At 65.1% G+C, this 22,819-nt stretch carries 19 protein-coding genes; 6 read left to right on the top strand and 13 right to left on the bottom strand.

Features of this window, described 5'->3' with window-relative positions; translation table 11 throughout:
• Positions 1–187: 187 nt before the first annotated feature.
• Positions 188–2,230 carry a trypsin-like peptidase domain-containing protein gene (locus BMY06_RS25290; RefSeq protein ID WP_244144406.1) on the top strand — a complete coding sequence of 681 codons (2,043 nt, stop codon included), beginning with the start codon at positions 188–190 and terminating at the stop codon, positions 2,228–2,230.
• Between the two features lie 16 nt (positions 2,231–2,246).
• Here BMY06_RS25290 and BMY06_RS25285 read toward each other — a convergent pair whose 3' ends face one another.
• Entirely contained in the window at positions 2,247–2,765 is a 519-nt protein-coding gene (locus tag BMY06_RS25285) for a helix-turn-helix domain-containing protein (RefSeq protein ID WP_143064437.1), read from the bottom strand.
• 399 nt (positions 2,766–3,164) lie between these two features.
• Here BMY06_RS25285 and BMY06_RS25280 point away from each other — a divergent pair, with 399 nt between their 5' ends.
• Positions 3,165–4,616, top strand: a complete 1,452-nt coding sequence (locus BMY06_RS25280; RefSeq protein ID WP_074985973.1) for an MFS transporter — start codon at positions 3,165–3,167, stop codon at positions 4,614–4,616.
• A gap of 102 nt (positions 4,617–4,718) precedes the next feature.
• Here BMY06_RS25280 and BMY06_RS25275 read toward each other — a convergent pair whose 3' ends face one another.
• The 4 genes from BMY06_RS25275 to BMY06_RS25260 form a co-directional block, all read right to left on the bottom strand.
• Positions 4,719–5,627 (bottom strand): LysR substrate-binding domain-containing protein, encoded by a 909-nt coding sequence (locus BMY06_RS25275; RefSeq protein WP_065064999.1) that lies wholly within the window; start codon positions 5,625–5,627, stop codon positions 4,719–4,721.
• A gap of 305 nt (positions 5,628–5,932) precedes the next feature.
• Positions 5,933–6,316 (bottom strand): VOC family protein, encoded by a 384-nt coding sequence (locus BMY06_RS25270; RefSeq protein WP_074985971.1) that lies wholly within the window; start codon positions 6,314–6,316, stop codon positions 5,933–5,935.
• Between the two features lie 31 nt (positions 6,317–6,347).
• Complete coding sequence (locus BMY06_RS25265; RefSeq protein ID WP_074985969.1) at positions 6,348–7,277, bottom strand: hydroxymethylglutaryl-CoA lyase; 930 nt, start codon at positions 7,275–7,277, stop codon at positions 6,348–6,350.
• A gap of 15 nt (positions 7,278–7,292) precedes the next feature.
• Positions 7,293–8,483, bottom strand: coding sequence for a CaiB/BaiF CoA transferase family protein (locus BMY06_RS25260; protein ID WP_074985967.1), 1,191 nt, complete (start codon positions 8,481–8,483; stop codon positions 7,293–7,295).
• Between the two features lie 303 nt (positions 8,484–8,786).
• On the opposite strand from BMY06_RS25260, the gene BMY06_RS25255 reads away from it, so the two are divergent.
• Positions 8,787–9,770 (top strand): D-2-hydroxyacid dehydrogenase, encoded by a 984-nt coding sequence (locus BMY06_RS25255; RefSeq protein WP_074985966.1) that lies wholly within the window; start codon positions 8,787–8,789, stop codon positions 9,768–9,770.
• 74 nt (positions 9,771–9,844) lie between these two features.
• Here BMY06_RS25255 and BMY06_RS25250 read toward each other — a convergent pair whose 3' ends face one another.
• The 3 genes from BMY06_RS25250 to BMY06_RS25240 form a co-directional block, all read right to left on the bottom strand.
• Positions 9,845–10,090 carry a hypothetical protein gene (locus BMY06_RS25250; RefSeq protein WP_074985964.1) on the bottom strand — a complete coding sequence of 82 codons (246 nt, stop codon included), beginning with the start codon at positions 10,088–10,090 and terminating at the stop codon, positions 9,845–9,847.
• Between the two features lie 135 nt (positions 10,091–10,225).
• Entirely contained in the window at positions 10,226–11,536 is a 1,311-nt protein-coding gene (locus BMY06_RS25245) for an MFS transporter (protein WP_390971408.1), read from the bottom strand.
• Positions 11,537–11,721: 185 nt separating this feature from the next.
• Entirely contained in the window at positions 11,722–13,359 is a 1,638-nt protein-coding gene (locus tag BMY06_RS25240; RefSeq protein WP_074985959.1) for a gamma-glutamyltransferase family protein, read from the bottom strand.
• Positions 13,360–13,501: 142 nt separating this feature from the next.
• Here BMY06_RS25240 and BMY06_RS25235 point away from each other — a divergent pair, with 142 nt between their 5' ends.
• The 3 genes from BMY06_RS25235 (at position 13,502) to BMY06_RS25225 (ending at position 16,757) form a co-directional block, all read left to right on the top strand.
• The gene (locus BMY06_RS25235) at positions 13,502–14,362 is read left to right on the top strand and encodes a LysR substrate-binding domain-containing protein (protein WP_065064992.1); all 861 of its coding nucleotides are present in this window, start codon (positions 13,502–13,504) and stop codon (positions 14,360–14,362) included.
• 257 nt (positions 14,363–14,619) lie between these two features.
• Positions 14,620–14,964, top strand: coding sequence for a hypothetical protein (locus tag BMY06_RS25230; protein WP_065064991.1), 345 nt, complete (start codon positions 14,620–14,622; stop codon positions 14,962–14,964).
• A gap of 179 nt (positions 14,965–15,143) precedes the next feature.
• The gene (locus BMY06_RS25225) at positions 15,144–16,757 is read left to right on the top strand and encodes a phospholipase D family protein (protein WP_080180287.1); all 1,614 of its coding nucleotides are present in this window, start codon (positions 15,144–15,146) and stop codon (positions 16,755–16,757) included.
• Between the two features lie 11 nt (positions 16,758–16,768).
• Here BMY06_RS25225 and hutG read toward each other — a convergent pair whose 3' ends face one another.
• From hutG to hutU, 5 genes are read right to left on the bottom strand one after another with little or no spacing between them, the layout of a single operon-like run.
• A complete protein-coding gene (hutG, locus tag BMY06_RS25220) occupies positions 16,769–17,581 on the bottom strand; it encodes an N-formylglutamate deformylase (protein WP_074985955.1) in 813 nt (270 codons plus the stop codon).
• Positions 17,582–17,608: 27 nt separating this feature from the next.
• Positions 17,609–19,024, bottom strand: coding sequence for a formimidoylglutamate deiminase (locus BMY06_RS25215; protein WP_074985954.1), 1,416 nt, complete (start codon positions 19,022–19,024; stop codon positions 17,609–17,611).
• A complete protein-coding gene (gene hutI / locus BMY06_RS25210; RefSeq protein WP_074985953.1) occupies positions 19,021–20,244 on the bottom strand; it encodes an imidazolonepropionase in 1,224 nt (407 codons plus the stop codon). The genes BMY06_RS25215 and hutI overlap by 4 nt, the downstream gene beginning before the upstream one ends.
• A complete protein-coding gene (locus BMY06_RS25205) occupies positions 20,241–20,909 on the bottom strand; it encodes a HutD/Ves family protein (RefSeq protein WP_074985951.1) in 669 nt (222 codons plus the stop codon). The genes hutI and BMY06_RS25205 overlap by 4 nt, the downstream gene beginning before the upstream one ends.
• Positions 20,906–22,594 carry a urocanate hydratase gene (gene hutU / locus BMY06_RS25200; protein WP_074985949.1) on the bottom strand — a complete coding sequence of 563 codons (1,689 nt, stop codon included), beginning with the start codon at positions 22,592–22,594 and terminating at the stop codon, positions 20,906–20,908. Before hutU ends, BMY06_RS25205 begins: the two co-directional genes overlap by 4 nt.
• Positions 22,595–22,819 lie beyond the last annotated feature (225 nt).

The raw sequence follows: 22,819 nt of genomic DNA, 5'->3' as shown, positions 1-22,819 counted from the left end.
GTATCGATCACAACGATGGCGTCGATGGCGCGGGTCGCATCGAAGGCATCGTGCGTGCGCTGGAAAACAAATGCGTCCCCACTGAGCGCGCGGCGCGTCTACACTGTTTTCGTGGACCCGCTCGGACGTCGCCCGCCGATACCGCGCCGTCCACTCGTCAGCATGATGACCATCGGGGAGGTGTCTTGTGCTACGTCTCTTTCCTCTGAACGCCGCGCGCCCTGCCGCCGCGGCCGCGCTGGCGTGCGCCGGCCTCTGCGGCGTCGCGGGTGTCGCCGCTCAGGCGGCGACGTCGTCGGCATCGACCGCGACGATGCAACCGGCATCGGCCACTTCGGCCTCCGCCGCATCGAAAAAATCCGCCAAGGCCGTCGCGAAGGCCAACGCCGCGCAACGCCAGGCGCTCGCGCCTACGACGGTGCCTGCAACGGCGTCCGCCCCCGCACCAACGCCCGCTGCGGACACGGCGTCCGACTTCTCCACCTTCGTCGATCGTTACGGTCCGGCCGTCGTGCACGTGAGTGCGCGCGCCGCCGACGATCAGACCGCGCCGCCCGAGCAGGAAGCCATCGACGCCGACGACCCGTTCTCCGCGTTCTTCCGCCGCGCGCAGCATGTGTCACCGAACGCGCGGCCGAACACGTTCCCGAACGGACTGCCGAACGCCCAGACAGGCGCACCCATCCAGGCCGGCGCGCCGCGCGTGATGACGGGCGCGGGCTCCGGCTTCATCGTGAACCCGGACGGTCTCGTCCTCACGACCGCGCACGTCGTCGACAACGCCGGGGACGTGACCGTGCGGCTCACCGACCGCCGCGAATTCAAGGCCGAAGTCGTGGCCGTCGATACGCAGAGCGATGTCGCCGTGCTGCAGATCGACGCGCACGACCTGCCGTTCGTGAAGCTCGGCGATTCGTCGAAAGTGCGCGTCGGCGAACCCGTGCTGACGATCGGCTCGCCCGACAGCTTCCAGAACACGGTGACGGCGGGCATCGTCAGCGCGACCTCGCGCACGCTCGCGGATGGCCGCGCGTTCCCGTTCTTCCAGACCGACGTGGCCGTGAATCCCGACAACTCGGGCGGCCCGCTGTTCAATCGCGCGGGCGAGGTGATCGGCATCGCCGTGCAGGTGTATGCCGACGGCGAGCGCTACGCGAGCCTGACGTTCGCGATTCCGATCGACGCGGCCAGCGCGTTCCGCGCGCAACTGGCGCAGGCCGGGCGCGGGACCACGGCGAAAGCGAACCCGAACGCCAGTGCGAACGCCGAGGCCAGCGACGGCGACGGCGCGGACGGCGCGGCGCCCGCGAAGGCGCGCACGACGTCGACGTTCGGCATGCATGTCGAGGACGTGAGTCCTGGCATCGCGGCGGCGCTCGGTCTGACGCACGCGAGCGGCGCGCTCGTCGACAGCGTCACGCCGGGCTCGGCGGCGGCGTCATCGGGACTCAGGGCGGGCGATGTGATCGTGAAGGTCGGCAACACGGCGGTCGTGGAATCAGGAGCGCTGGCCGCGCAACTGGCCGCACTGCCGCCCGCCACGCCGACGTCGCTGCGCTTGATCCGCGGCCGCCGCGTGATGACGGCGAGCTTCGCGAATGCGGCCGCCGACGCCAACAGCGACACGGCCGACACGGACACCGATGCCGCCGCGGACCTGAACAGCAACGCGAGCACTAACAGCGACGGCAATGGCGCGTCCACCACCGGCGCGAAGCTCGCGGCCGGCGCGACGCTCGCGGGCGGCGCGACGCTCACCGACAGCGTGGCCGCGAATCCGGTCACGAGACCCGGCGCAGACAGCGGCGCGGGCGCGGGACCGGGCGCCAACATCGTGCCCGTCGCGATGCCGGTCGCGCGCGCCGCCCCGATCGCCGACACGGCCGCCGCGGCGCGCAGCGCGGGCGGCAATGGCGCAAGCGCGCGTGCAGGCGCGAATGCGGGCGGCAGCGGACGCGCCGTCGCCGACCGCCTCGGCCTGACCACGCACGCGTTGAGCGAGGCCGAACGGCGCTCCACCGGACTGCCGCTCGGTCTGATGGTCGACGCCGCGAGCGGCCCCGCCGCGCACGCGGGCATCCAGGCGGGCGACGTCGTACTCTCGCTCGACGACACGCTCGTCGAGACCCAGCAGCAGGCCGCCACGCTCGAAGCGGTGGCGAGCAAGAGCGTCGCCGTGCTGATTCAGCGCGACAACGCGCGGAGCTTCGTCTCGGTGAAGCTGCGCTGATGTCCGGCACGCGCGCTCAGGACGCGAGCGCGCCGCCGATCGCATTAAGGCCGCTGAGCCCGCCGTCCATGCCGCCACGCACGTCGAGCAGCGGCAGGCCAGCGGCCGCGAGCAGCAACCGCCCTTCCGCCAGCGCCACTACCGCCTCGCTGCGCCGCCCCTCGCGCGCGAGCCACTGGACGAGGCGCGCGTCACGCACGGCGTCGGGCGTGCCCGCGCCGCCCGCGACGAACAGCGTGTGAAACGCGCCCGCGTCGCGCGTCTGCTCGACGCACTCGGTCAGGATCACCACCGACGACGCGCTCTCCACCGGCCCGCCCGCCGCCGAGAGCGACACCATTTCGAAGGCCGCCGCGTCGTCGTCGGACTGAAGCTGCGCGAGGGCGTTGGCCGCATCGTAGATCTCGATGATGGCCGCCACATCCGGCAGCGCAAAGCCCTTGAACAGCACGAAACCGATGCGCTTCGCCTTCGCCGCTTGCGTGCCGACGCACGGATCGGCCACGAAGTCCGTTCGAACCGCTTGCTGTGACATGCCTTGCACGATTGCTCTCCCCAATCGAGTCCGCCGTTGATGATGCGTGAGTCTTCGCAACATCAATGCCAAAGCGTGTGCCAACGCTCGCATCCGCGTGGAAATGGCCTTGCGGCACGCCGATCCGACGATTTTCGCGTGAAGATATGCACCACGCATCGCGCGTTACGTAACGGCGCGGACCATCGTGGACGTGACGACAACCCTGGGGGCGCCTGGCGGTTTCCTGTTGGCGTCACCCGGCGTCAAAGGTTTCCGATCAGAAACGCCCGCTCTCGGCGCCAGCCTTTCTCGGCGGGAAAGCCTGCTTGAGGCATGCGCAATTTTCGCGCTGGCCGAATTCTCCGAAACTAGGCATCAACGCGCGGACCGCGCGGCATACCTATATCAGGAGACACGATGAACAGCCAACCGATGGAACTGGGCGGCCGCGCGGCGCGCGAAGCCGACCCCGGCCTGCCCGCCGCCGCGCGAGACGGGTCCGCACGCGCCGCGCAGGGCGTCACGCTCGGCGGCTTCATGGACGAGATGCCTGTGGGCGCGCTGCATCGCTTCGTGGTGTGGGTCGTCGGCATCGGCCTGTTTTTCGACATGTACGAGATTTTTCTCGTCAGCTCGATCGGCTCGGCGCTGCAAAACGAATACGGGCTCGACGGGCACAGCACGGGCTTCAAATTGCTGCTGGCCTCGGCATTCATCGGCATGTTCTTCGGCTCGCTGTGTCTGGGCAGTCTCGCGGACCGCATCGGCCGACGCCGCGCCTTTCTGCTCACGTTGGTCTGGTACAGCGCGTTTTCGCTGCTCGCCGCGTTCTCGGTCAACGCGGGCATGCTCGTGGTCTGCCGCTTTCTCACGGGCGTAGGCGTCGGCGCGATCTATCCGGTAGCGGACAGCTATCTCTCGGAAATCCTGCCGAAAGACCGGCGCGGACGCCTCGCCGCCTGGGCGTACACCACCTCGTATATCGCCGTGCCGCTGGTCGGTTTTCTCGCCGTGTGGCTCAATCCGCTGCATCTCGGCGGCGTGGCCGGATGGCGCGTGATTCTGGCGATCGGCAGCCTCGGCGCGGTGTTCGTGCTGGCCATCAAGCATCGCCTGCCCGAAAGCCCGCGCTGGCTGCTCGCGCAAGGCCGCGCCGACGAAGCGCGCGCCACGCTGGGCCGTTTCGCCGATAGCGCGGGCGTCGCGCTGCCCGCCGCCTTCGAGCAAACCGGCGAGCGCAAGCATGCGCTCACGCTCGGCGAACGCATTGGCTTGCTGCGCCGCGCACCGTATGGCAAGCGCTATTTCATGCTGACCGTGTTTCATCTGTTCCAGGCGTTCGGCTATTACGGCTTCGGCACGCTGGCGGGCGTGGTGGTGAAAAGCCGCGGTTTCGACGTCACCGGCAGCACCTTGTTCGTCGCGCTCTCGTTTCTCGGTTATCCGATTGGCTCGCTGCTTTCCGTGCCGCTGCTGAACTGGATCGAGCGGCGCACGCTGGTAATCGCCTCGCTCATTTCGGTTGCGCTGTTCGGCCTCGGCTTCGCCTACTCCAACAGCATCGCGCTGATCGTCTGCTTTGGATTCCTGACGACTTGCGCGTCCAACGTATTCAGCAACGCGTATCACGTTTATCAGGCGGAAATTTTTCCGGCCAGCGTGCGCTCGACGGCGATCGGCAGCACCTATTCGCTGTCGCGTATCGTCAGCAGCGCGCTGCCGTTCATCCTGCTGCCCGTGCTTAACCAGCATGGTCCGCTGGCGATGTTCGGCGTGATTTCGCTGGCGCTCGCGATTGTCGCGATTACGCTGCGCACGCTCGGTCCGCTCACCACGCGACGCAGCCAGGACGAGATCAATCCTGTTTGAACGCCTGAGATTGGAGGCGCGGATTGAATCGCGCGTGCGATGCTCAACAGGCCGCGTGCCGCGCTTTGCGCGCACGCGGCCGCTTCTTTTTGGCGGCTGCGTTCAACCTTCGCCGTTGCGCGCCGACATGTAATCGAACAGGCTCGCGATATCGGAACTCGGCGCCTCGCCCGCCTTCACGCCAACCCACAACGTGCGCGTGGCCCAGGCATCCGCGAGTTTCACCTTCGACACGCCGATCTTGCCGCGCGCGTCGCTCACCGAATCGCGCGGCAGAATGCCGATGCCGAGCCCGGCCTCGATCATCCGACATACGCCGTCGAAATTCGACGCCTGAATCCGCAGCTTGAGCGTGCGCTCGGCGGCGAACGCGGCGTCGGTCATGCGCGCCAGCAGCGAACTGCCGTCGCTGAGTCCCACGTAATCCTCGTCGAGCGTTTCCGCGAAGCGGATGACGTCGCGCTGCGCGAACGGATGTCCTTGCGGCACCAGCAGTACGAGTTCGTCGCGGCGATACAGACGTCGCTCGATACCGGGCGCAGGCACGTTGTCCGCGAACACGCCCAGATCGGCCTTGCCCGCGCCCAGCGCGGCGACGATCTCGTGACTCAGACGCTCCTCGAGCGACACCTTGATACGCGGATGCGCGTTCAGGAAACCCGCGAGATCGACCGGCAGGAATTGCACGATCGCCGACGTGTTGGCCCACATCCGCACGTGGCCGCGCACGCCCGCCGCGTAGTCGCCCATCTCGCTCGCCATGCGGTTGACCTGATCGACGACGCGGTTCGCATGATCGAGCAAGGCGACGCCAGCCGGCGTGAGTTCGACGCCGCGCGCGCGCCGGATGAACAGCGCGCAGTCGGTGACGCTTTCGAGTTCCGCGATGCGCTTGCTCACCGCGGAGAGCGTGAGCTGCCCGTTTTCCGCGGCCTTGGTGAGACTGCCGTGCTCGGCCACGAGCAGAAAGACCCGCAGCGACTGCAGATCGAAATGAAGCGGATTGACCATAGGGAAAGGCTGAAAGAATGCCGATGCAGAAGCGATTGTGCTGCATTGGCGACGGCGGGGAAAGTGGCGGGCGATGTGGACGCGACGTGGACGTGGCCCGCCAACGCGGGCAAGCACCCCGGACAGGCAAGCAGGAAGGCGCGGACGCGCCGTTCTGGCGCGCCCGCTCGCGAGCCGGAGGCCCGCGCAAATCGCCGCGACGTCGGTGCCCCCCGACGCCGCAGCGAAAACGAAGAATCATGAAAATCGAGAAAACTTTTTCTCCGATCGGAAACCAGGCGATTTTCCGATCGGAAACGCCCGGCTTAGATCAGTTCGGAGATCTCGATCAGGTTCAGATCGGGGTCACGCACGTACACCGAGCGGATTTTCTGCGTCGCGCCCGTGCGTTCGACCGGCCCTTCCACGATCGGCCATTCGACCTTGCGCAGATGCGCGATCACCTCGTCGAGCGGCACGGCGGCAATGAAACACAAATCGAGCGCGCCCGGCACCGGCACATGCGCCTTCGGCTCGAACTCCGCGCCGCGCACGTGCAGATTGATTTTCTGGTTGCCGAAGCGAAACGCCAGACGCCCCGCGCCGAAGGTTTCGAGTTGCATCTGTAGCACTTCGGTATAGAAGTGTCGGGTCGCCTCGGGGTCCACGCAGGTCAGGACCAGATGGTCGAGGTGATCGATCAAAGCCATGGTTCACTCCTTCGAATCGTTCGATTAACCGTCATGCGCAGGCGGGCATCGGATGCAGATCCAGCCGACGTCCCGCCTTGAGAATCTGGCTCGGCACGTCATGGCCGATGAGCGCGGGCAGACGCGCGGCGGCATCGAGCACCGCCGCGAGATTCACGCCCGTATCGTAGCCGTCCAGTTCGAGCATGTGTACGAGTTCCTCGGTGCACACATTGCCGGTCGCGCCCGGCGCGTAGGGACAGCCGCCCAGGCCGCCGAGCGAGGCGTCGAAACGCACGATACCCGCGTCGAGCGCCGCAAGCGTATTGGCGAGCGCCATGCCGCGCGTATTGTGAAAGTGCAGCGTGATTTCGAGCGGCGCGAAGGCCGCGCTCGCACGCGCGCACAGGTCGTGCACCTGCGCGGGATGTGCCATGCCCGTCGTATCGCAGAGCGTCACGCCGTTCACGCCCAGACCGGCAAAACGGTCGATCCAGCCGAGCACGGTTTCCACCGGCACGTCGCCTTCCATCGGACAACCCATCGCCGTCGACAGGGACACGTTGATCGCCACGCCCGATCCGCGCACCGCGCCGATCACATCGCGTAGCTGTCCGAACGATTCTTCGCGCGACATGCGCAGATTCGCGCGATTATGGCTCTCGCTCACCGACATCACGAGATTCACCTCGTCGACCTTGCACGACAACGCGCGTTCCGCGCCGCGCACATTGGGCACGAGCACGGTATACACGACACCGGGCGCGCGCGCGATGCCGTGCATCACGGCCTCGGCGTCGCGCAGCGCGGGAATCGCTTTCGGCGACGTGAACGACGTCACTTCGATCTTCGCGTAACCACACGCGCTCAACTGGTCGATCAGCGCGATCTTGTCGTCGGTGTCGATGAAAACCGCTTCGTTCTGGAAGCCGTCGCGCGTGGCGACTTCGTTCAGATAGAGGCGTCGGGATTGCTGGGTCATGGTGTGCGTCTCCGTTCAGATCACGCCGCGTGCGCGCCAGGCGTCGCGCGTCGCCGCGTCCACGCCGATGGACGCGAGCACCGCGTCGGTATGGGCGCCGAGTTCCGGCGCGCTGTGTTCGATCGTGCCCGGCGTGGCGTTCAGTTTCGGCACGACGCCCGGCACGCGCACGGGCGTGCCATCGGGCAGACGATCGTCGACGATCATCTCGCGAGCGCGATAGTGCGGATCGGCGTCGATATCGGCCACGTCGTAAATGCGCCCCGCCGGAATGCGCGCAGCGTTGAGCGCCGCGAGCACGTCGTCGAGCGGACGGCGCTCGCACCAGGCCGCGATCGCGGCGTCGATGCGCTCGACCTGCGCGACCCGTCCGTCGTTCTGCGCGAGCGTGGGATCGTTGCCCAGATCGGCGCGATCAATCAGCTCCATCAGGCGGCGGAAAATGCTGTCGCCGTTGCCCGCGATCAGCGCGTACTTGCCGTCGCTGCAACGGTAAGCATTGCTTGGCGCGATGCCCGGCAGACTGCTGCCGGCCGGCTGGCGCACCGCGCCGAACACCGAATACTCGGGCAGCAGACTCTCCATCATGTTGAACACCGACTCGTAGAGCGCGACGTCCACGACCTGGCCCTTGCCGCCCTGCTGCTCGCGATGACGCAGCGCCATCAGCACGCCGATCACGCCATGCAGCGCGGACAGCGAATCGCCGATCGAAATGCCGACGCGCACGGGCGTGCGCCCCGGCTCGCCGCTCAGATGGCGCAGACCGCCCATCGCTTCCGCCACCACGCCGAAACCCGGCCGGTCGCGATACGGCCCGGTCTGACCGTAGCCCGACACGCGCAGCATGATCAGGCCCGGATTGATCGCGCTGAGCGCCTCCCAGCCGAGCCCCCAGCCTTCGAGCGTGCCGGGACGGAAATTCTCGATCAGCACATCGGTCTGCGCGACGAGACGCCGGATCACGTCCTGACCTTCGGGCGCGCGCAGATCGAGCGTGAGCGACTGCTTGTTGCGCGACTGCGCCGCCCACCAGACCGACGTGCCCTCGTGCAGCAGACGCCATTTGCGCAGCGGATCGCCGGTGCCGGGCGGCTCCACCTTGATCACGCTCGCGCCGAATTCGGCGAGCATCTTCCCGGCGAACGGACCCGCGATCAGTTGCCCGAGTTCGAGCACGCGAATACCGGTGAGGGGTCGTGACATGACGTCTCCAGAGGGTGTCGTTTCTGGACGTCATGATGAGCGCACCGGGCGATTTTGATAATCGACGGTTGCTCAACGCCACTTGACGAAATGGAAAGTCTGCGACGGCGCGAGGTCGGTTGCACGTCATGGTGCGTGTGCGGATCGGCAAGCCGTTTTCCATACGGGAAAGGAAGGCGGCGCAAACGGCAAACCGCGGCGGGCGGCGCGGACTGACAATGCGGTGCGTTTCCTTTATGAAATACATGCACGCCGCGTGGTATCCGCGTGTTTCCGATCCGAAAGAAAATTTCGCAACCGCTCATGTCCAGCCCGACTCCGCCCACCCGCATCGTCTTTCTCGACCGCGCGACGCTGTCGCCGCAAACCGTCCTGCGCAGTTTGCCGTTCGCACACACCTTGCAGTGCTTCGACCACACGTCCGCAGCGGACGTCGCCGCGCGCCTGCGCGACGCCGACATCGTGATCGCCAACAAGACGCCGATCAGCGCGGCCGCGCTCGCCGACGCGCCCTCGCTACGCATGATCGCCGTCGCCGCCACGGGCACCGACAACGTCGATCTGCGCGCATGCGCGGCACGCGGCATCGTGGTCAGCAATATCCGCGACTACGCGATTCACACGGCGCCGGAACATACGTTCGCACTGATCTTCGCGCTGCGGCGCAGTCTCGTCGCGTATCGCGACGCCGTGCGCGCCGGGCGCTGGCTCGACTCGGGACAGTTCTGCTTCTTCGACTTTCCGATCCGAAACCTCGGGGGTTCGACGCTTGGCATCGTCGGCGCGGGCGCGCTTGGCCGGGCGGTGGCGGCCATGGGACGGGCGCTCGGATTGCGCGTGCTATTCGCCGCGCACGGCGAGCGAGCGTCGGCGTCGAACGATCATGTGCCCTTCGACGACCTGCTCGCGCACAGCGACATCGTTTCGCTGCACTGCCCGCTCACGCCCGCCACGCATCATCTGATCGATGCGAGCGCGTTCGCGCGCATGGCTCGGCGTCCGCTGCTGATCAACACGGCGCGTGGCGGACTTGTCGATGAAGCCGCGCTCGTGGAGGCGCTGCAAAGCGGAGCGATTTCGGGGGCGGGATTCGATGTCGTCTCGACCGAGCCGCTGCCCGCCGCGCATCCATTCCAGGCCCTACTCGGGCATCCGCACTTCATCCTCACGCCGCACGTGGCGTGGGCAAGCGACGAAGCCATGCAATCGCTCGCCGACCAGTTGATCGAGAATATCGCCGCGTTTCATGGGGGAGCGCCGCGCAATATCGTCACCGCCGTGCCATGAAAGAACGAAAAGGCCCTCGCGGGCCTTTTCGTTTCATCCGTCTGGTCAATGACCCTGGACGTTTGCATTCGTACTTAAACCGGAGCGGGATGCGCGATGTGCCATTCGTCGACCGTTTGACGCGCCTTGTGCTCGACCATGCTCACACCCATCAGCACGTCGATCTTCAGCTTGGGCAGCGCCAGTTCGACGGGAGGCAGCACGACGTCGCGTGCCTGACCTTCAACGCCAGTTATTTCCGCGCGACACAGCCATTGCGTGTCCGTCGCGTCTGCTTTCGTATCGACAACGATTTGAAAGCCACGGTATTCGATCGACATTTTCTCTCCGGCACCTGACAAAACGTAAGCATGAATCGCTGCCCCGCAGCGGTTGCCCGAATATAGCATTGCTGCGTAGGCTCTTCAGTGCAAACACCGATCGAATCACGATCTGGAGCGAAAAAATACGGCGATTTAAAGTTCACTGCACACTTGAGATTGAAACGCTGATGCACGCCGCTTCATAGTTCGCATACGCCAGCCCACGACAGCCAGCGATACGCCCGAAATCACGGCCGCCAGCGAGACGTAATAAGCGGGCGCGAGTGTGTCGCCCGTCCAATGGATCAGCAACTCGGCAATCGTCGGCGCAAAACCGCCGAACAAGGTCACGCCCAGACTATAGGCAATCGACAATCCGGCAGAACGCACGCGCACCGGAAAAATCTCGGACATGAGCGCAGGCATCGGTCCGGAATACGCCGCCTTGAAAATACCTGCCGCGCCTTGCAATACCAGCAGCCAGCCGAGCGTCGGATGACGCTGCAACAGCGCGAACATCGGATAGGTGAACGCGGCGAGCAGAATCGACGTAGTCAGCATGATGCGCACGCGTCCGATGCGATCGGATAATGCGCCCATGACAGGCGAAAGTGCGAATTGCAATCCGCCATTCAGCACCACGACGCCGAACGACGTGGCTGCTGCCATATGCAATTGCTTGACGGCGTACATCGGCATATAAAGCTGCAAGATATACACGCCCACCGTCGATTGCGCGACGATGCCCACCGCGAGCAGCAAATTAAGCCATTGCGCCCCGGCTTCGGTATTTTCGGCCTGATTCGCCTGCACCGTTTCATGCGTGCGCTTCGATTCTCGATTCGCAATGAACTCCGGCGTTTCGTCCAGATGCGAGCGAATGTAATAGCCCACCGGCCCCAACACGAGCCCGAAGAAAAACGGAATGCGCCAGCCCCACGCGGCAAGCTGGTCAGGCGGCAGCCACAATGCGAGCAGCCCACCGAAAGCCGCCGCGAGAATCGCCGCCGCGCCTTGACTCGCGAATTGCCAGCTCGCGTAATAGCCGCGTCGGGCGGGACTGTGCTCGACCATGAAAGCCGTGGCGCTGCCGAACTCGCCGCCCACCGCAAAACCCTGCACGAGACGCGCAAGCAGAATCAGCAACGGCGCGGCCAGTCCAATCGACGCGTACGGCGGCATGACCGCCATCGCGAGGGTGCCCGCCATCATCAGCGCGATCGAGAGCGTGAGCGCCGCCTTACGCCCTTTTCGATCGCCATAGATGCCGAGCACGATCGCGCCGAGTGGACGCATGAGAAATGAAATGCCGAACGTCCCCACGGCAAGCAACGTGGAAAGCCATTCGTCGTGCACGGGAAAGAACTGTTTGGCGATGATCGGCGCGAAATAACCGTAGACGAGAAAATCGAACCATTCGAGCGCATTGCCGATTGACGACGAGAAGACGATGCGTCGCACCATGCCGCGCGTGAGCGGCGCAGGGTCCGCGTGGTAGCGCTGCGCTTCGCCCAGGTTCGACGCTGCCGGCGATCCGGTTTCCATCGTGCCTCCTCTTTCTATTTAATTCGCGATGCTAATTTAATTGTGCGTAAATCGATCTGCGTATGGCCAAGCAAGGCCGCGCACGCGACGCGGCCTTGCTCCGCTCAGAATCCCGCTGCCAGACCGTCGCGACGCGTATCGCTGGCCGCAACGTAACCGTGATCCGGATTCTCGCGGTCGAGCTTCCAGATGAACTGGCCCGAACCGAAATCCATATACGGATCGTCGATACCCTGAATGCGGTGACCGCGTGCCTCCAGTGCCTGCGCCGTATGCGGATCGAAGGTCGATTCGATGTCGAGCGTGAAGTCGCGATTGACCTTCCAGCGCGGCGCATCGCATGCGGCCTGCGGCTGCTGGCCGTAATCGAGCATCCGCACGACCGTCTGCAGATGCCCTTGCGGCTGCATGTCGCCGCCCATCACGCCGAAGCTCATGACCGCCTCGTCGCGGCCCGCCACCTCCTGCGTGAGGAACGCGGGAATGATGGTGTGGAACGGCCGCTTGCCGCCTTCGACCACATTCGGCGAGACCGGATCCATCGAGAAACCGCAGCCGCGATTCTGCATGGCGATGCCGGTGCCGGGCACCACCACGCCGGAGCCAAAGCCCATGTAATTCGATTGAATGAAGCTCACCATCATGCCGCGCTCGTCCGCGGCGGACAGATAGATCGTGCCGCCGGAACGCGGCATGCCGAAGTCGAAGTGCGTGGCGCGTGCGGGATCGATCAGCTTTGCGCGCGATTTCAGATAGGCGTCGTCGAGCATCTGCTCGGGCGTGACGTCCATCGAACGCGGATCGGACACATAGCGGTACACGTCCGCGAACGCGAGCTTCATCGCTTCGATCTGCAGATGTTGTGACTTGATGCCGTCGCGCGGCAGCGACGCCACGTCGAACTGCTCCAGAATGCCCAGCGCGATGAGCGCGGCGATCCCCTGCCCGTTCGGCGGAATCTCGTGCACCTTGTAGCCGCGATAGGTTTTCGAAATCGGCTCGACCCATTGCGCGCGATAGTTGCGAAGATCGTCGAGCGTGAGCGCCGCGCCGCCTTCACGGGCGAACGCCGCGATGCGCTCGGCGAGTTCGCCTTCGTAGTACGCGCGCGGCCCCTGCTCCGCGAGGCGTCGCAACGTGGAAGCGTGACCCGGCAGGCGCACGTGTTCGCCCACTTCGGGCGCGCGCCCGCGCGGCATGAACGTCTCGGCAAAACCGGGCTGATCGCGCAATTCGGGAATCGCCGCCTGCCACTTGCGCGCGACGATCGACGCCACGGCATAGCCGCGTTCGGCGATCTCGATGGCGGGCGCCATCAGATCGGCGAACGGCAGCGAGCCGAACTTCGCATGCAGCGCCTCCCAGCCCGCGATCACGCCCGGCACCGTCACGGTGTCCCAGCCGCGCTTGGGCTGCTTCGCGAGCCCCTGCTCCTCGCCGTGCTTGCGGCGAAAATAGTCCACGCTCCAACCGGCCGGCGCCGTGCCCGACGCATTCAGGCCGTGCAGTTGCGAGCCGTCCCAGACGAGCGCGAACGCGTCGCCGCCCAGGCCGCACGACACCGGCTCGACTACCGTGATGGCCGCCGCCGCGGCGATCGCGGCATCCACGGCGTTGCCGCCTTTCCAGAGCATGCGCAGCCCCGCCTGCGCGGCCAACGGGTGCGAGGTCGAGACGATATTGCGGGCGAACACCGGCAGGCGCGGTGTCGGATACGGGTTGTGCCAGTTGAAGCGCGTCATGAGGGTATCGATTCGGGTGAATGCGGATGAATGGAAGCGCGACCGTGCCGGACAGTCCGGCACAGACCGATCCTTCGATTATCTTGAAGGCTTGACCAAAAAAATATTAATATTTTGTTGTCGACACTTAAATTTTTCTCACATGCTCACGCTCCGGATGTTGCGTACCTTGCAGGCCGTCGCGCGCAGCGGCTCGTTCGCCACCGCCGCCGAAAAGACCGCGCTCACCCAGGCCGCCGTCAGCCTGCAGATGCGCGGACTCGAGGAAGCGCTCGGCCGCCAGATCTTCGACCGCCGCGCGCGCCAGGTCGCGCTCACACGCGAAGGCCGCGAGATCTGCGCGAAGGTCGAGCGCATTCTCGAACTGATCGACGAACTGCCGGCCAGCGCCGACGACGCCATACGCGGCTCGGTGATCGTGGGCGCGGTGGTCTCGGTGATCGGCGCGCTCTCGCTGGCCGTCGCGCATCTGAAGACCGAGCATCCCGAACTCGAAGTGCGCCTGACCTCCGCGCGGTCCACCGAACTCGCGGATATGGTGGAAGCCGGCGAAGTCGATCTGGCCGTCGTGGTCGGCAATATCGACGGCACGCTGCACGAATCGCTCGCCTGGACGCCGCTCTACGAAGAGCCGCTTATGCTCGTCACGAGCCGCACGACGAAGGGCACCGACGCCCGGCGTATTTTGCGCGAACGCGGCTTTCTGCGTTTCGACCGACGCGTGCCGACGGGCGCGGTCATCGACGACGCGTTGCGCACGCTCGGCATCAAGCCGCTCGAATATCTCGAACTCAATTCCATCGAAACGATTGTTTCGCTCGTGCGTAACGATGTGGGCGTGAGCGTGCTGCCCGTGCTTCACAACGGCAACTGGCACGACGACCCGAATCTGCGGCTGATTCCGCTCTGCAATCCGCCGTTTATGCGCACCGTCGGCATGATTCACCGGAAATCGAATAAGCGCACGCTGCTGTTCAAAACACTCGCGACGATGCTGCGTTAATTCATCGTGAATCGAATCGCGACATTATGTCTATGTCGCCCTGTTTTAAGGCGTTTTCGCTTCGACAAATAGAAGCAGACGCCTGGCAATATCGCGTCAATCGGCTTGACCTGCGTCGCGCTGTAAGTAAAATGAAACCCGACGCAGCAAAACACGCGAACGTATTTACCGATTCGTTTCGCCGTTATTAATTCGGCTGGATTTACCGGTCCATTGCCGATAGTTAGCCATCCGTATCATCCATCGGAGAGTCAAGAATGAGATCCAGAATCGCAACGACAGCCGTCGTGCTGACCCTGGTCGGCGCCATGATCGCCGGCTCGGTGCTCGCGCAGCAGCCCGCACCGGCCAATCCGGCACAACCCGCACCGCCGGCCGCCGCCACGCACAACGACCCGATCGTCCAGAAGCGCATGGAAATTCGTGAAGCGAATCGCGAACAGCGCGCGAAAAAATCCGAAGCGAAGAAGGTGTACAGGAACGAAGCCAAGCAGGCTCGCAGCGAACGCAATCAATCCGCTCAGGAATCCCGCGCACGCGCGCAAAATGCGCTCAATGCTCCGAATAGCGGCGCGCCCAACATCGCACCGAACACCCAGTAACGCCCCCGTCGAAAGCACTACCACCGAAAGCCGCTACCGCCATCGCGCGGGCGCGGCCTTCGTGCGCTTTGGTGCGCTTTGGTGCGTTCACGGCTGATAGACGACCGACCCCCGGACGCTCGCGTGGAGCGTGACCGGGCATTCGCGTAAGCTAGCGTCAATTCACGCGCGGATCGTCCATGCCCAGCTTGCCCTCTTCCACGGTGGTGATCGCTATTCGCAGACGTATCGGCTCGGCCGCGGTCTGGCTCGCGGCCTGCCTGTGCGCCGCGCTCGGCGCAACGACACTCACGGCATGCCAGCAATTACCCGCACCCGGCCCGCGCACGCAATCGGTGGCGCTCACCGCTGAGGAGGCGAGCAGCACACAGCTCGGCCAGGCGATCGACAAGGAGCGAGGCGATCACCCCGGTTTGACCGGCATCGATCCGCTCACCGCGCCGCTGCAAGCCTTCGCCTCGCGCGTCGATCTTGTCCGCACGGCGCAACGCACGATCGACGTGCAGTACTACATCTGGCGCGACGATCTCACCGGCACGCTGCTGCTCGAAGAGTTGCGCAAAGCCGCCGACCGTGGCGTGCGCGTGCGCCTGCTGCTCGATGACAACGGCATCCCCTCTTCGCTCGACAGCACGCTCGCCGCGCTCGACGCGCATCCGAATATCGAAGTGCGCCTGTTTAATCCCTTCGTGATTCGCAAGCCCAAATTCATCGGCTTTATCACCGACTTTTCGCGCCTGAACCGGCGCATGCACAATAAGTCGCTAACGGCCGATGGCGTGGCGACAATACTCGGCGGGCGCAATATCGGCGATGAATATTTTGGCGCAACGGACGGCGTGGTATTCGCCGATCTCGACGTGCTCGCAATCGGTCCCGCCGCAACGGACGTCGCGCACGATTTCGACCGATACTGGTCGAGTGCTTCGGCGTGGCCTGTGCAGGAAATCCTGCCCGCCGTGTCCGCGGACCAGCTCGCGGTGCTCGACCGCGCCGCGCTTGCAGTGCAGACCAACCCCGCGGCCAGCGCGTTTATCGCGTCGCTCGAAGCGAAAACCGACGTGCGCCATTTGCTCGACGGCACGCTCGAATTTGAATGGGCGCCGGCGCGGCTCGTCAGCGACGATCCCGCGAAAGCGCTTGGCAAAGCGCCGCAAGACTCGCTCATTCTCAGTCAGCTCAAAGATATTCTCGGCGAGCCGCAACGCGAACTCGATCTCGTCTCGCCGTATTTCGTCCCCGCCGAAGCCGGCACGCGCTATTTCACCGAGCTTGCGCGACGTGGCGTGACCGTGCGCGTGCTCACGAACTCGCTCGAAGCCACCGACGTCATGCCGGTGCACGGCGGCTATGCGCGACGGCGCAAGGCGCTGCTCGAAAGCGGTGTCGAACTGTGGGAATTGCGCCGCGCGGCAGGCACGAGCGGCGCGAAGGAGCAGGCGCCCGGCATGTTCGGCAGCTCCGGTTCGAGCCTGCATGCGAAGACCTTCGCCGTGGATGCGAAGCGCGTGTTCGTCGGTTCGCTGAACTTCGACCCGCGTTCGGCGAATCTCAATACCGAACTTGGCCTCGTGATCGAAAGCCCGAAACTGGCCAGCCAGATCGAGCATGCGTTCGTCGCGCAGATTCCGCAGCTTGCCTACGAAACGCGACTCGCGCCTGACGGCTCGATCTACTGGATACGCCGCGATGGCGACAGCACGATGCGCTATGACGTCGAGCCGAATTCGCGCTGGAGCACGCGCCTCGCCGTGTGGTTCTTTTCGATTCTGCCGATCGAGTGGCTGCTGTAACGGCAGCCGCGTCAATCAACAATTCGGCGATTCAGCGCCTGCACCGCTTCCAGCGCGCCGCCCACCATGGCGCGCAAGACCGGCTGCACTTTTTGCGCGAGATCGGGCCGATAGTCGAACGGCGCGTCTTCGTTCATATAGGTGGACTGGCACATTTCGAGCTGCACGGCATGCACGCCGTCTTGCGGCGCGCCGAAATGGCGCGTGATATAGCCGCCCTTGAAACGACCATTTGCAATCGACGTAAACTCGCTCGCGGCCGCGCCGCGCTCGACGGCCGCCTGCACCGATGCATGCGTCGTGCGCCCATCCTGCGTGCCGATATTCAAATCCGGCAATTTATTCTCAAACAGTCGCGGCAGCACGCTCGCAATCGAATGCGCTTCCCAGAGCAGCACGTTCGCATGTTCGGCGCGCAAGCGTTGCAACTCCGCGCGCAACGTGTCGTGATACGGCTGCCAGTAAGTCTGCACGCGGCGCTGACGTTCCGCTGCATCGGGCGCGTGGCCGTCGCGATAAAGCGGCTCGCCGCGAAACGTTTCCATGGGACACAGCGACGTGGTCGTTTGCCCCGGATACAGGCTTTCGTCGTTCGGCGGACGATTCAGGTCGATTACATAACGCGAAATACGCGCGCCCAGAATCGTCGCGCCGAGTTCTTTCGCGAAAGCATAAAGACGATCGAGATGCCAATCCGTATCGGCGACGCTCAGCGCAATATCGCTGTAGCGCTCGCGAAAATCGGCGGGAATCGCGGTGCCCAGATGCGGAATAGAAATGAGCAGGGGCGCCGTGCCGCGTTCGAGCGTAAAGAGTTCGGTCATGATCCGGTCCGTTGAATGGCTGTGTGCTTACGCATCGGCGAGCAGGCGCGCGAGCGTCTGGCGATAGTCGGCGTAAAGACGCGTTTCGTCGCGATGGCGGCGCTGCGCGATCACTTGCTCGCCGCCCGTATAGACATCGAGCACCGGCGTCTCGCCGTGTTCGCAAAACACCACCGACGAGAGCCACGTGCGCGGCGTCTGCCCGGCCAGATTCGGATGCTGCGGATCGAGCACGATCCAGTCGGCACGCGCGCCCGCTTCGAGCGCGCCCACCTGACGCCCCGTCGCCCGCGCACCGCCCGCCAGCGCACCGGTATACAACCGGTCGGCCACATACGCCGTTTGCGGCGAAGCGAGCACGTTGCGCTCGCGGCGCACGAGACGTGCGCCATATTCGAGCAGGCGCAATTCCGCGCGCCAATCCACGCCGATATGGCTGTCCGAGCCGACGCCAAATGCGCCTTGCGCATCGAGATAATCGTGCGCGGGAAAAATGCCGTCGCCGAGATTCGCCTCGGTGGTCAGGCACAAGCCCGCCACCGCGCCGCTGCGCGCGAGCGCGAGCGTCTCCTGCGCATCGACGTGCGTCGCGTGCACGAGGCACCAGCGCGCATTCACGTCGAAACGATCGAGCAGCCATTGCACCGGACGCGCGCCTTCGGTTTCGATGCACGCCTCGACCTCGGCGGTTTGTTCTGCGATGTGAATATGCACGGGCGCGCCGGGCAACATCGCGTCGAGACCGTTGAGCATGTCGCGCAACGAATCCTGTGAGACCGCGCGTAACGAATGCGGCGCGACCCCATAGCGCAACGCGCCCTGCTCCGGATACGTTTCGCGCAGCGCTTCGATCATCTCGAGCAATTGCGCGGGCGTGTTGATGAAGCGCCGCTGATCGTCGCGCGGCGCACGCGCGCCAAAGCCGCTGTACTGGTAAAGCACCGGCAGCATCGTCATGCCGATGCCCGTCTCGCGCGCCGCGCCCACCACGCGCTGCGCGAGTTCGGCGGGACTCGCATAACGCCGGCCGTCCTGCGCATGATGCACGTAATGGAATTCGCAGACGGACGTATAGCCCGCTTTGAGCATTTCCACATAGAGCCAGCGCGCGATCGCGCCGAGATCGTCGGGCGTGATGCGAGCGGCGAAGCGATACATCAGATCGCGCCAGCTCCAGAAACTGTCGGTGGGATTCGCGCGATACTCGGTGAGGCCCGCCATCGCGCGCTGAAACGCGTGAGAATGAAGATTAGGCATCCCAGGTATCACCGGACCGGCGGACGTGGTCACGCCCGCGGGCGCGCTCACGAGATCGGGCTGCACGCGCAGCAACGTGCCCTGCGCGTCCCATTCGAGTAACACGTTGCGGCGCCAGCCATCCGGCAGCCACGCATGCGCGGCGAACAGCGCGCGCTGAGGGAAATCGGAATTCAAGGTATTCATGCGCGTTGATCGCGTTCGAAAACGGTTTGGCCGCCGCGCACGACGCGCGCGCACAGCGGACGGCCGATCCAGTAGGCGAGTTCGGCGAGCGACTGCACCTGCCAGACCGCAAAATCGGCGGGACGTCCCACACCGAGCGTGCCGTGGCGCGCGGTGTCGCCGAAAGCCTGGGCCGCGTGCCGCGTCACGCCTTGCAGCACTTCGGGCACGGTCATGCGGAACAGCGTGGTCGCCATATTCATCATGAGCAGCAGCGAAGTCGCGGGCGATGTGCCGGGATTGCTGTCGGTGGAAATGGCAATCGGCACCTCGTAGCGGCGCAGCAGATCGAGCGGCGGCAACTGCGTTTCGCGAATGAAATAATACGCGCCGGGCAGCAGCACGGCCACGCTGCCCGCTTCTTTCATCGCGGCCACGCCCGCTTCGTCGAGAAACTCCAGATGATCCGACGACAACGCGCCATAACGCGCTGCCAGCGCCGCGCCGCCGCTATTCGACAATTGCTCCGCATGCATTTTCACGGGCAGATTGCGACGCGCCGCCGCTTCGAACACGCGCTCGCTCTGTGCGATCGAAAAGCCGATGCGCTCGCAGAACACATCGACGGCATCGACGAGGCCTTCGTTGGCGAGCGCGGGCAGCATGCGCTCGCACACTTCGTCGATATAGGCGTCGGCGCGTCCTGCGTACTCGGGCGGCAAGGCATGCGCGCCCAGAAACGTCGTGCGCACCGTGACCGGATAACGCTCGCCCAGTTGCCGCGCGACGCGCAGCATCTTGCGCTCGGCGTCGAGTTCGAGGCCGTAGCCCGATTTGATTTCGACGGCCGTCACGCCTTCCGCGAGCAGCGGTTCGAGACGCGCGGCCGATTGCGCGAAGAGTTCGGCTTCGCTCGCCGCGCGCGTGGCGCGCACGGTCGAGACGATGCCGCCGCCCTGGCGCGCGATTTCCTCGTAGCTCACGCCCGCGAGACGTTGCGCGAATTCATCGGCGCGCTGGCCGCCGTAGACCAGATGCGTATGGCAGTCGACGAGACCCGGCGTCACCCACGCGCCGCCGAGGTCTTCGCGCGGCCATTGCGCGAACGTCGCGGGCAGATCGGCCGCCGCGCCGAGCCACGCAATCGTGCCGTTGTCGACGGCGATGGCCGCGTCGTCGAGCGTGTCGCGCGGGTCGCCCTGCGCGCAGAGTTTGAGGTGGTGCCAGACGGCTTGATTCATGGCGCTTTCTTCGGATGTCGTTGCACGTTCAACGTAATGGCGAGCAGCGCGCCCTCGCCTTGCGTTTCGATTTCGGCGGCCTGAGCGGAGTCGATACGCAGCGTGTCACCGGTTTCGAGCGCGATCCATTCGCCATCTTCGACGCGCGCGCGCGTGACGCCTTGCGCGCCATACAGCAGCACAGTATCCGTTTGCGCGGGAATGCGATGCGAACCCGCCTCGCGCCAGACCTCGAGCGAGCCGTGCGCCACGTCGCGGCGCACCATCAGGTTGAAATCGCGCGTGGCGCCATCGACAAGACGCGCGTCAATCGACGCAGCGCCGTCGAAGCGCGCGATATCGAGCACGCGCGTCAGCGCATGCGTCGACAAGACATTCGCGCCGCCAGCATCATGCTCGTCGAGCAACATGCCCGCGCCTTCGAGCAAGACGAGCGTGCGATCCACGCCCGCGAAGCGCGAAAACGGACCGGCTTGCGCGACGTCGGCCACGCTCACACGCCACGCGAACGCGACGTCGTGCGCAACCTCATCGGCCGACACAGGCGCAAATTCCGCCGCGATCTCGCGCGTGACGCCGCCGCCGTTCTTCCACGGCGACGCCACCCGATCCGCGCCGCGCAGCAGCGTCAGCCGCGGCGCGGGCGTCGTGCGAGCTTCGCTCATCGGCCCAGCATCGGCAGCTTGAGACCGGCTTCACGCGCGGTCTGCTGCGCGAGTTCGTAGCCGGCGTCGGCGTGGCGCATCACGCCCGTGGCCGGATCGTTGTGCAGCACGCGGCCCAGACGCTCGTGCGCCGCCTGCGTGCCGTCCGCGACGATCACCACGCCTGCGTGCTGCGAGAAGCCCATGCCCACGCCGCCGCCGTGATGCAGCGACACCCACGACGCGCCGCCCGCCGTGTTCAGCAGCGCGTTGAGCAGCGGCCAGTCGCTCACGGCGTCCGAACCGTCCTTCATCGATTCGGTTTCGCGATTCGGGCTCGCGACCGAACCCGTGTCGAGGTGATCGCGGCCGATCACGATCGGCGCCTTCAGCTCGCCGTTCTTGACCATCTCGTTGAACGCCTGACCCAGACGATAACGATCCTTTACGCCCACCCAGCAAATGCGCGCGGGCAGGCCCTGGAACGCGATGCGTTCGCGCGCCATGTCGAGCCAGTTGTGCAGATGCGGATCGTCGGGAATCAGTTCCTTGACCTTCGCGTCGGTCTTGTAGATGTCCTCGGGATCGCCCGAAAGCGCGACCCAGCGGAACGGACCCTTGCCTTCGCAGAACAGCGGACGGATATACGCGGGCACGAAGCCCGGAAAATCGAAGGCGTTGTCGACGCCCATTTCCAGCGCCATCTGGCGAATGTTGTTGCCGTAATCGAGCGTGGCCGCGCCGCGTTCCTGCAGCGTGAGCATCGCCTGCACCTGATGCGCCATCGACTGCTTCGCGACCTTGATGATGCTCTCCGGCGCGACCTTCTGCGCCTCGCGCCATTGCTCGACGCTCCAGCCTTGCGGCAGATAGCCGTTGATCGGATCGTGCGCGCTGGTCTGGTCGGTCACGCAGTCGGGCGTGATGCCGCGCGCCACGCATTCGGCGAACACGTCCGCCGCATTGCCGAGCAGACCCACCGAGACCGGCTTGCCCGTCTGCTTCGCTTCTTCGACGATGGCGAGCGCCTCGTCGAGCGTCTTCGCCTTGCGGTCGACATAGCGCGTCTTCAGACGGAAGTCGATGCGCGTCTCGTCGCATTCGACCGCGATCATCGAAAAGCCCGCCATCGTGGCCGCGAGCGGCTGCGCACCGCCCATGCCGCCGAGACCGCCCGTGAGAATCCAGCGGCCCTTCGGATTGCCGTTGAAATGCTGGTTCGCCACGGAATAGAACGTTTCGTAGGTGCCTTGCACGATACCCTGCGAGCCGATGTAGATCCAGCTGCCCGCGGTCATCTGGCCGTACATCATGAGGCCCTTGCGGTCGAGTTCGTGGAAATGCTCCCACGTGGCCCAGTGCGGCACGAGATTCGAATTCGCGAGCAGCACGCGCGGCGCGTCGGCATGCGTGCGGAACACGCCCACCGGCTTGCCCGACTGGATCAGCAGCGTTTCGTCTTCGCCGAGATCCTTCAGCGACGCGAGAATCTGATCGAAACATTCCCAGTTGCGCGCGGCGCGCCCGATGCCGCCATACACGACCAGCGCATGCGGATGCTCGGCCACTTCCGGGTCCAGATTATTCTGGATCATGCGATAGGCGGCTTCCGCCAGCCAGGTCTTGCAGACTTTCTCGCTGCCGCGCGGCGCGCGGATCGTGCGGGAAGGATCGAGGCGGGGATCGGTGAAGTTCGGGTGGTTCATGGCGTTCGTTCGTCTCGGAAGTCTCGAAAGAAAAGTTCTGGCGCAAGCCGCGCGGCCAACCTGATGCAGGGGAATCCCGGGAATTCAAGGTGAGGCGTGGTGGCAACGTGAGAGCAAGTCTAACCCCGTCAAGTTGTATATACAACTCGTTTCAATAAAACGAGCGTAGGGAATTACCCTGGAGATTTTCCGGGATTTTTTAGCGTGTTAGCGGGGAGTCGAGCG

The organism is Paraburkholderia tropica, from assembly GCF_900109265.1.
Taxonomy (GTDB): domain Bacteria; phylum Pseudomonadota; class Gammaproteobacteria; order Burkholderiales; family Burkholderiaceae; genus Paraburkholderia; species Paraburkholderia tropica.
The sequence above is the reverse complement of the archived record's forward strand: the minus strand, read 5'-3'. Positions and strand labels throughout refer to the sequence as shown.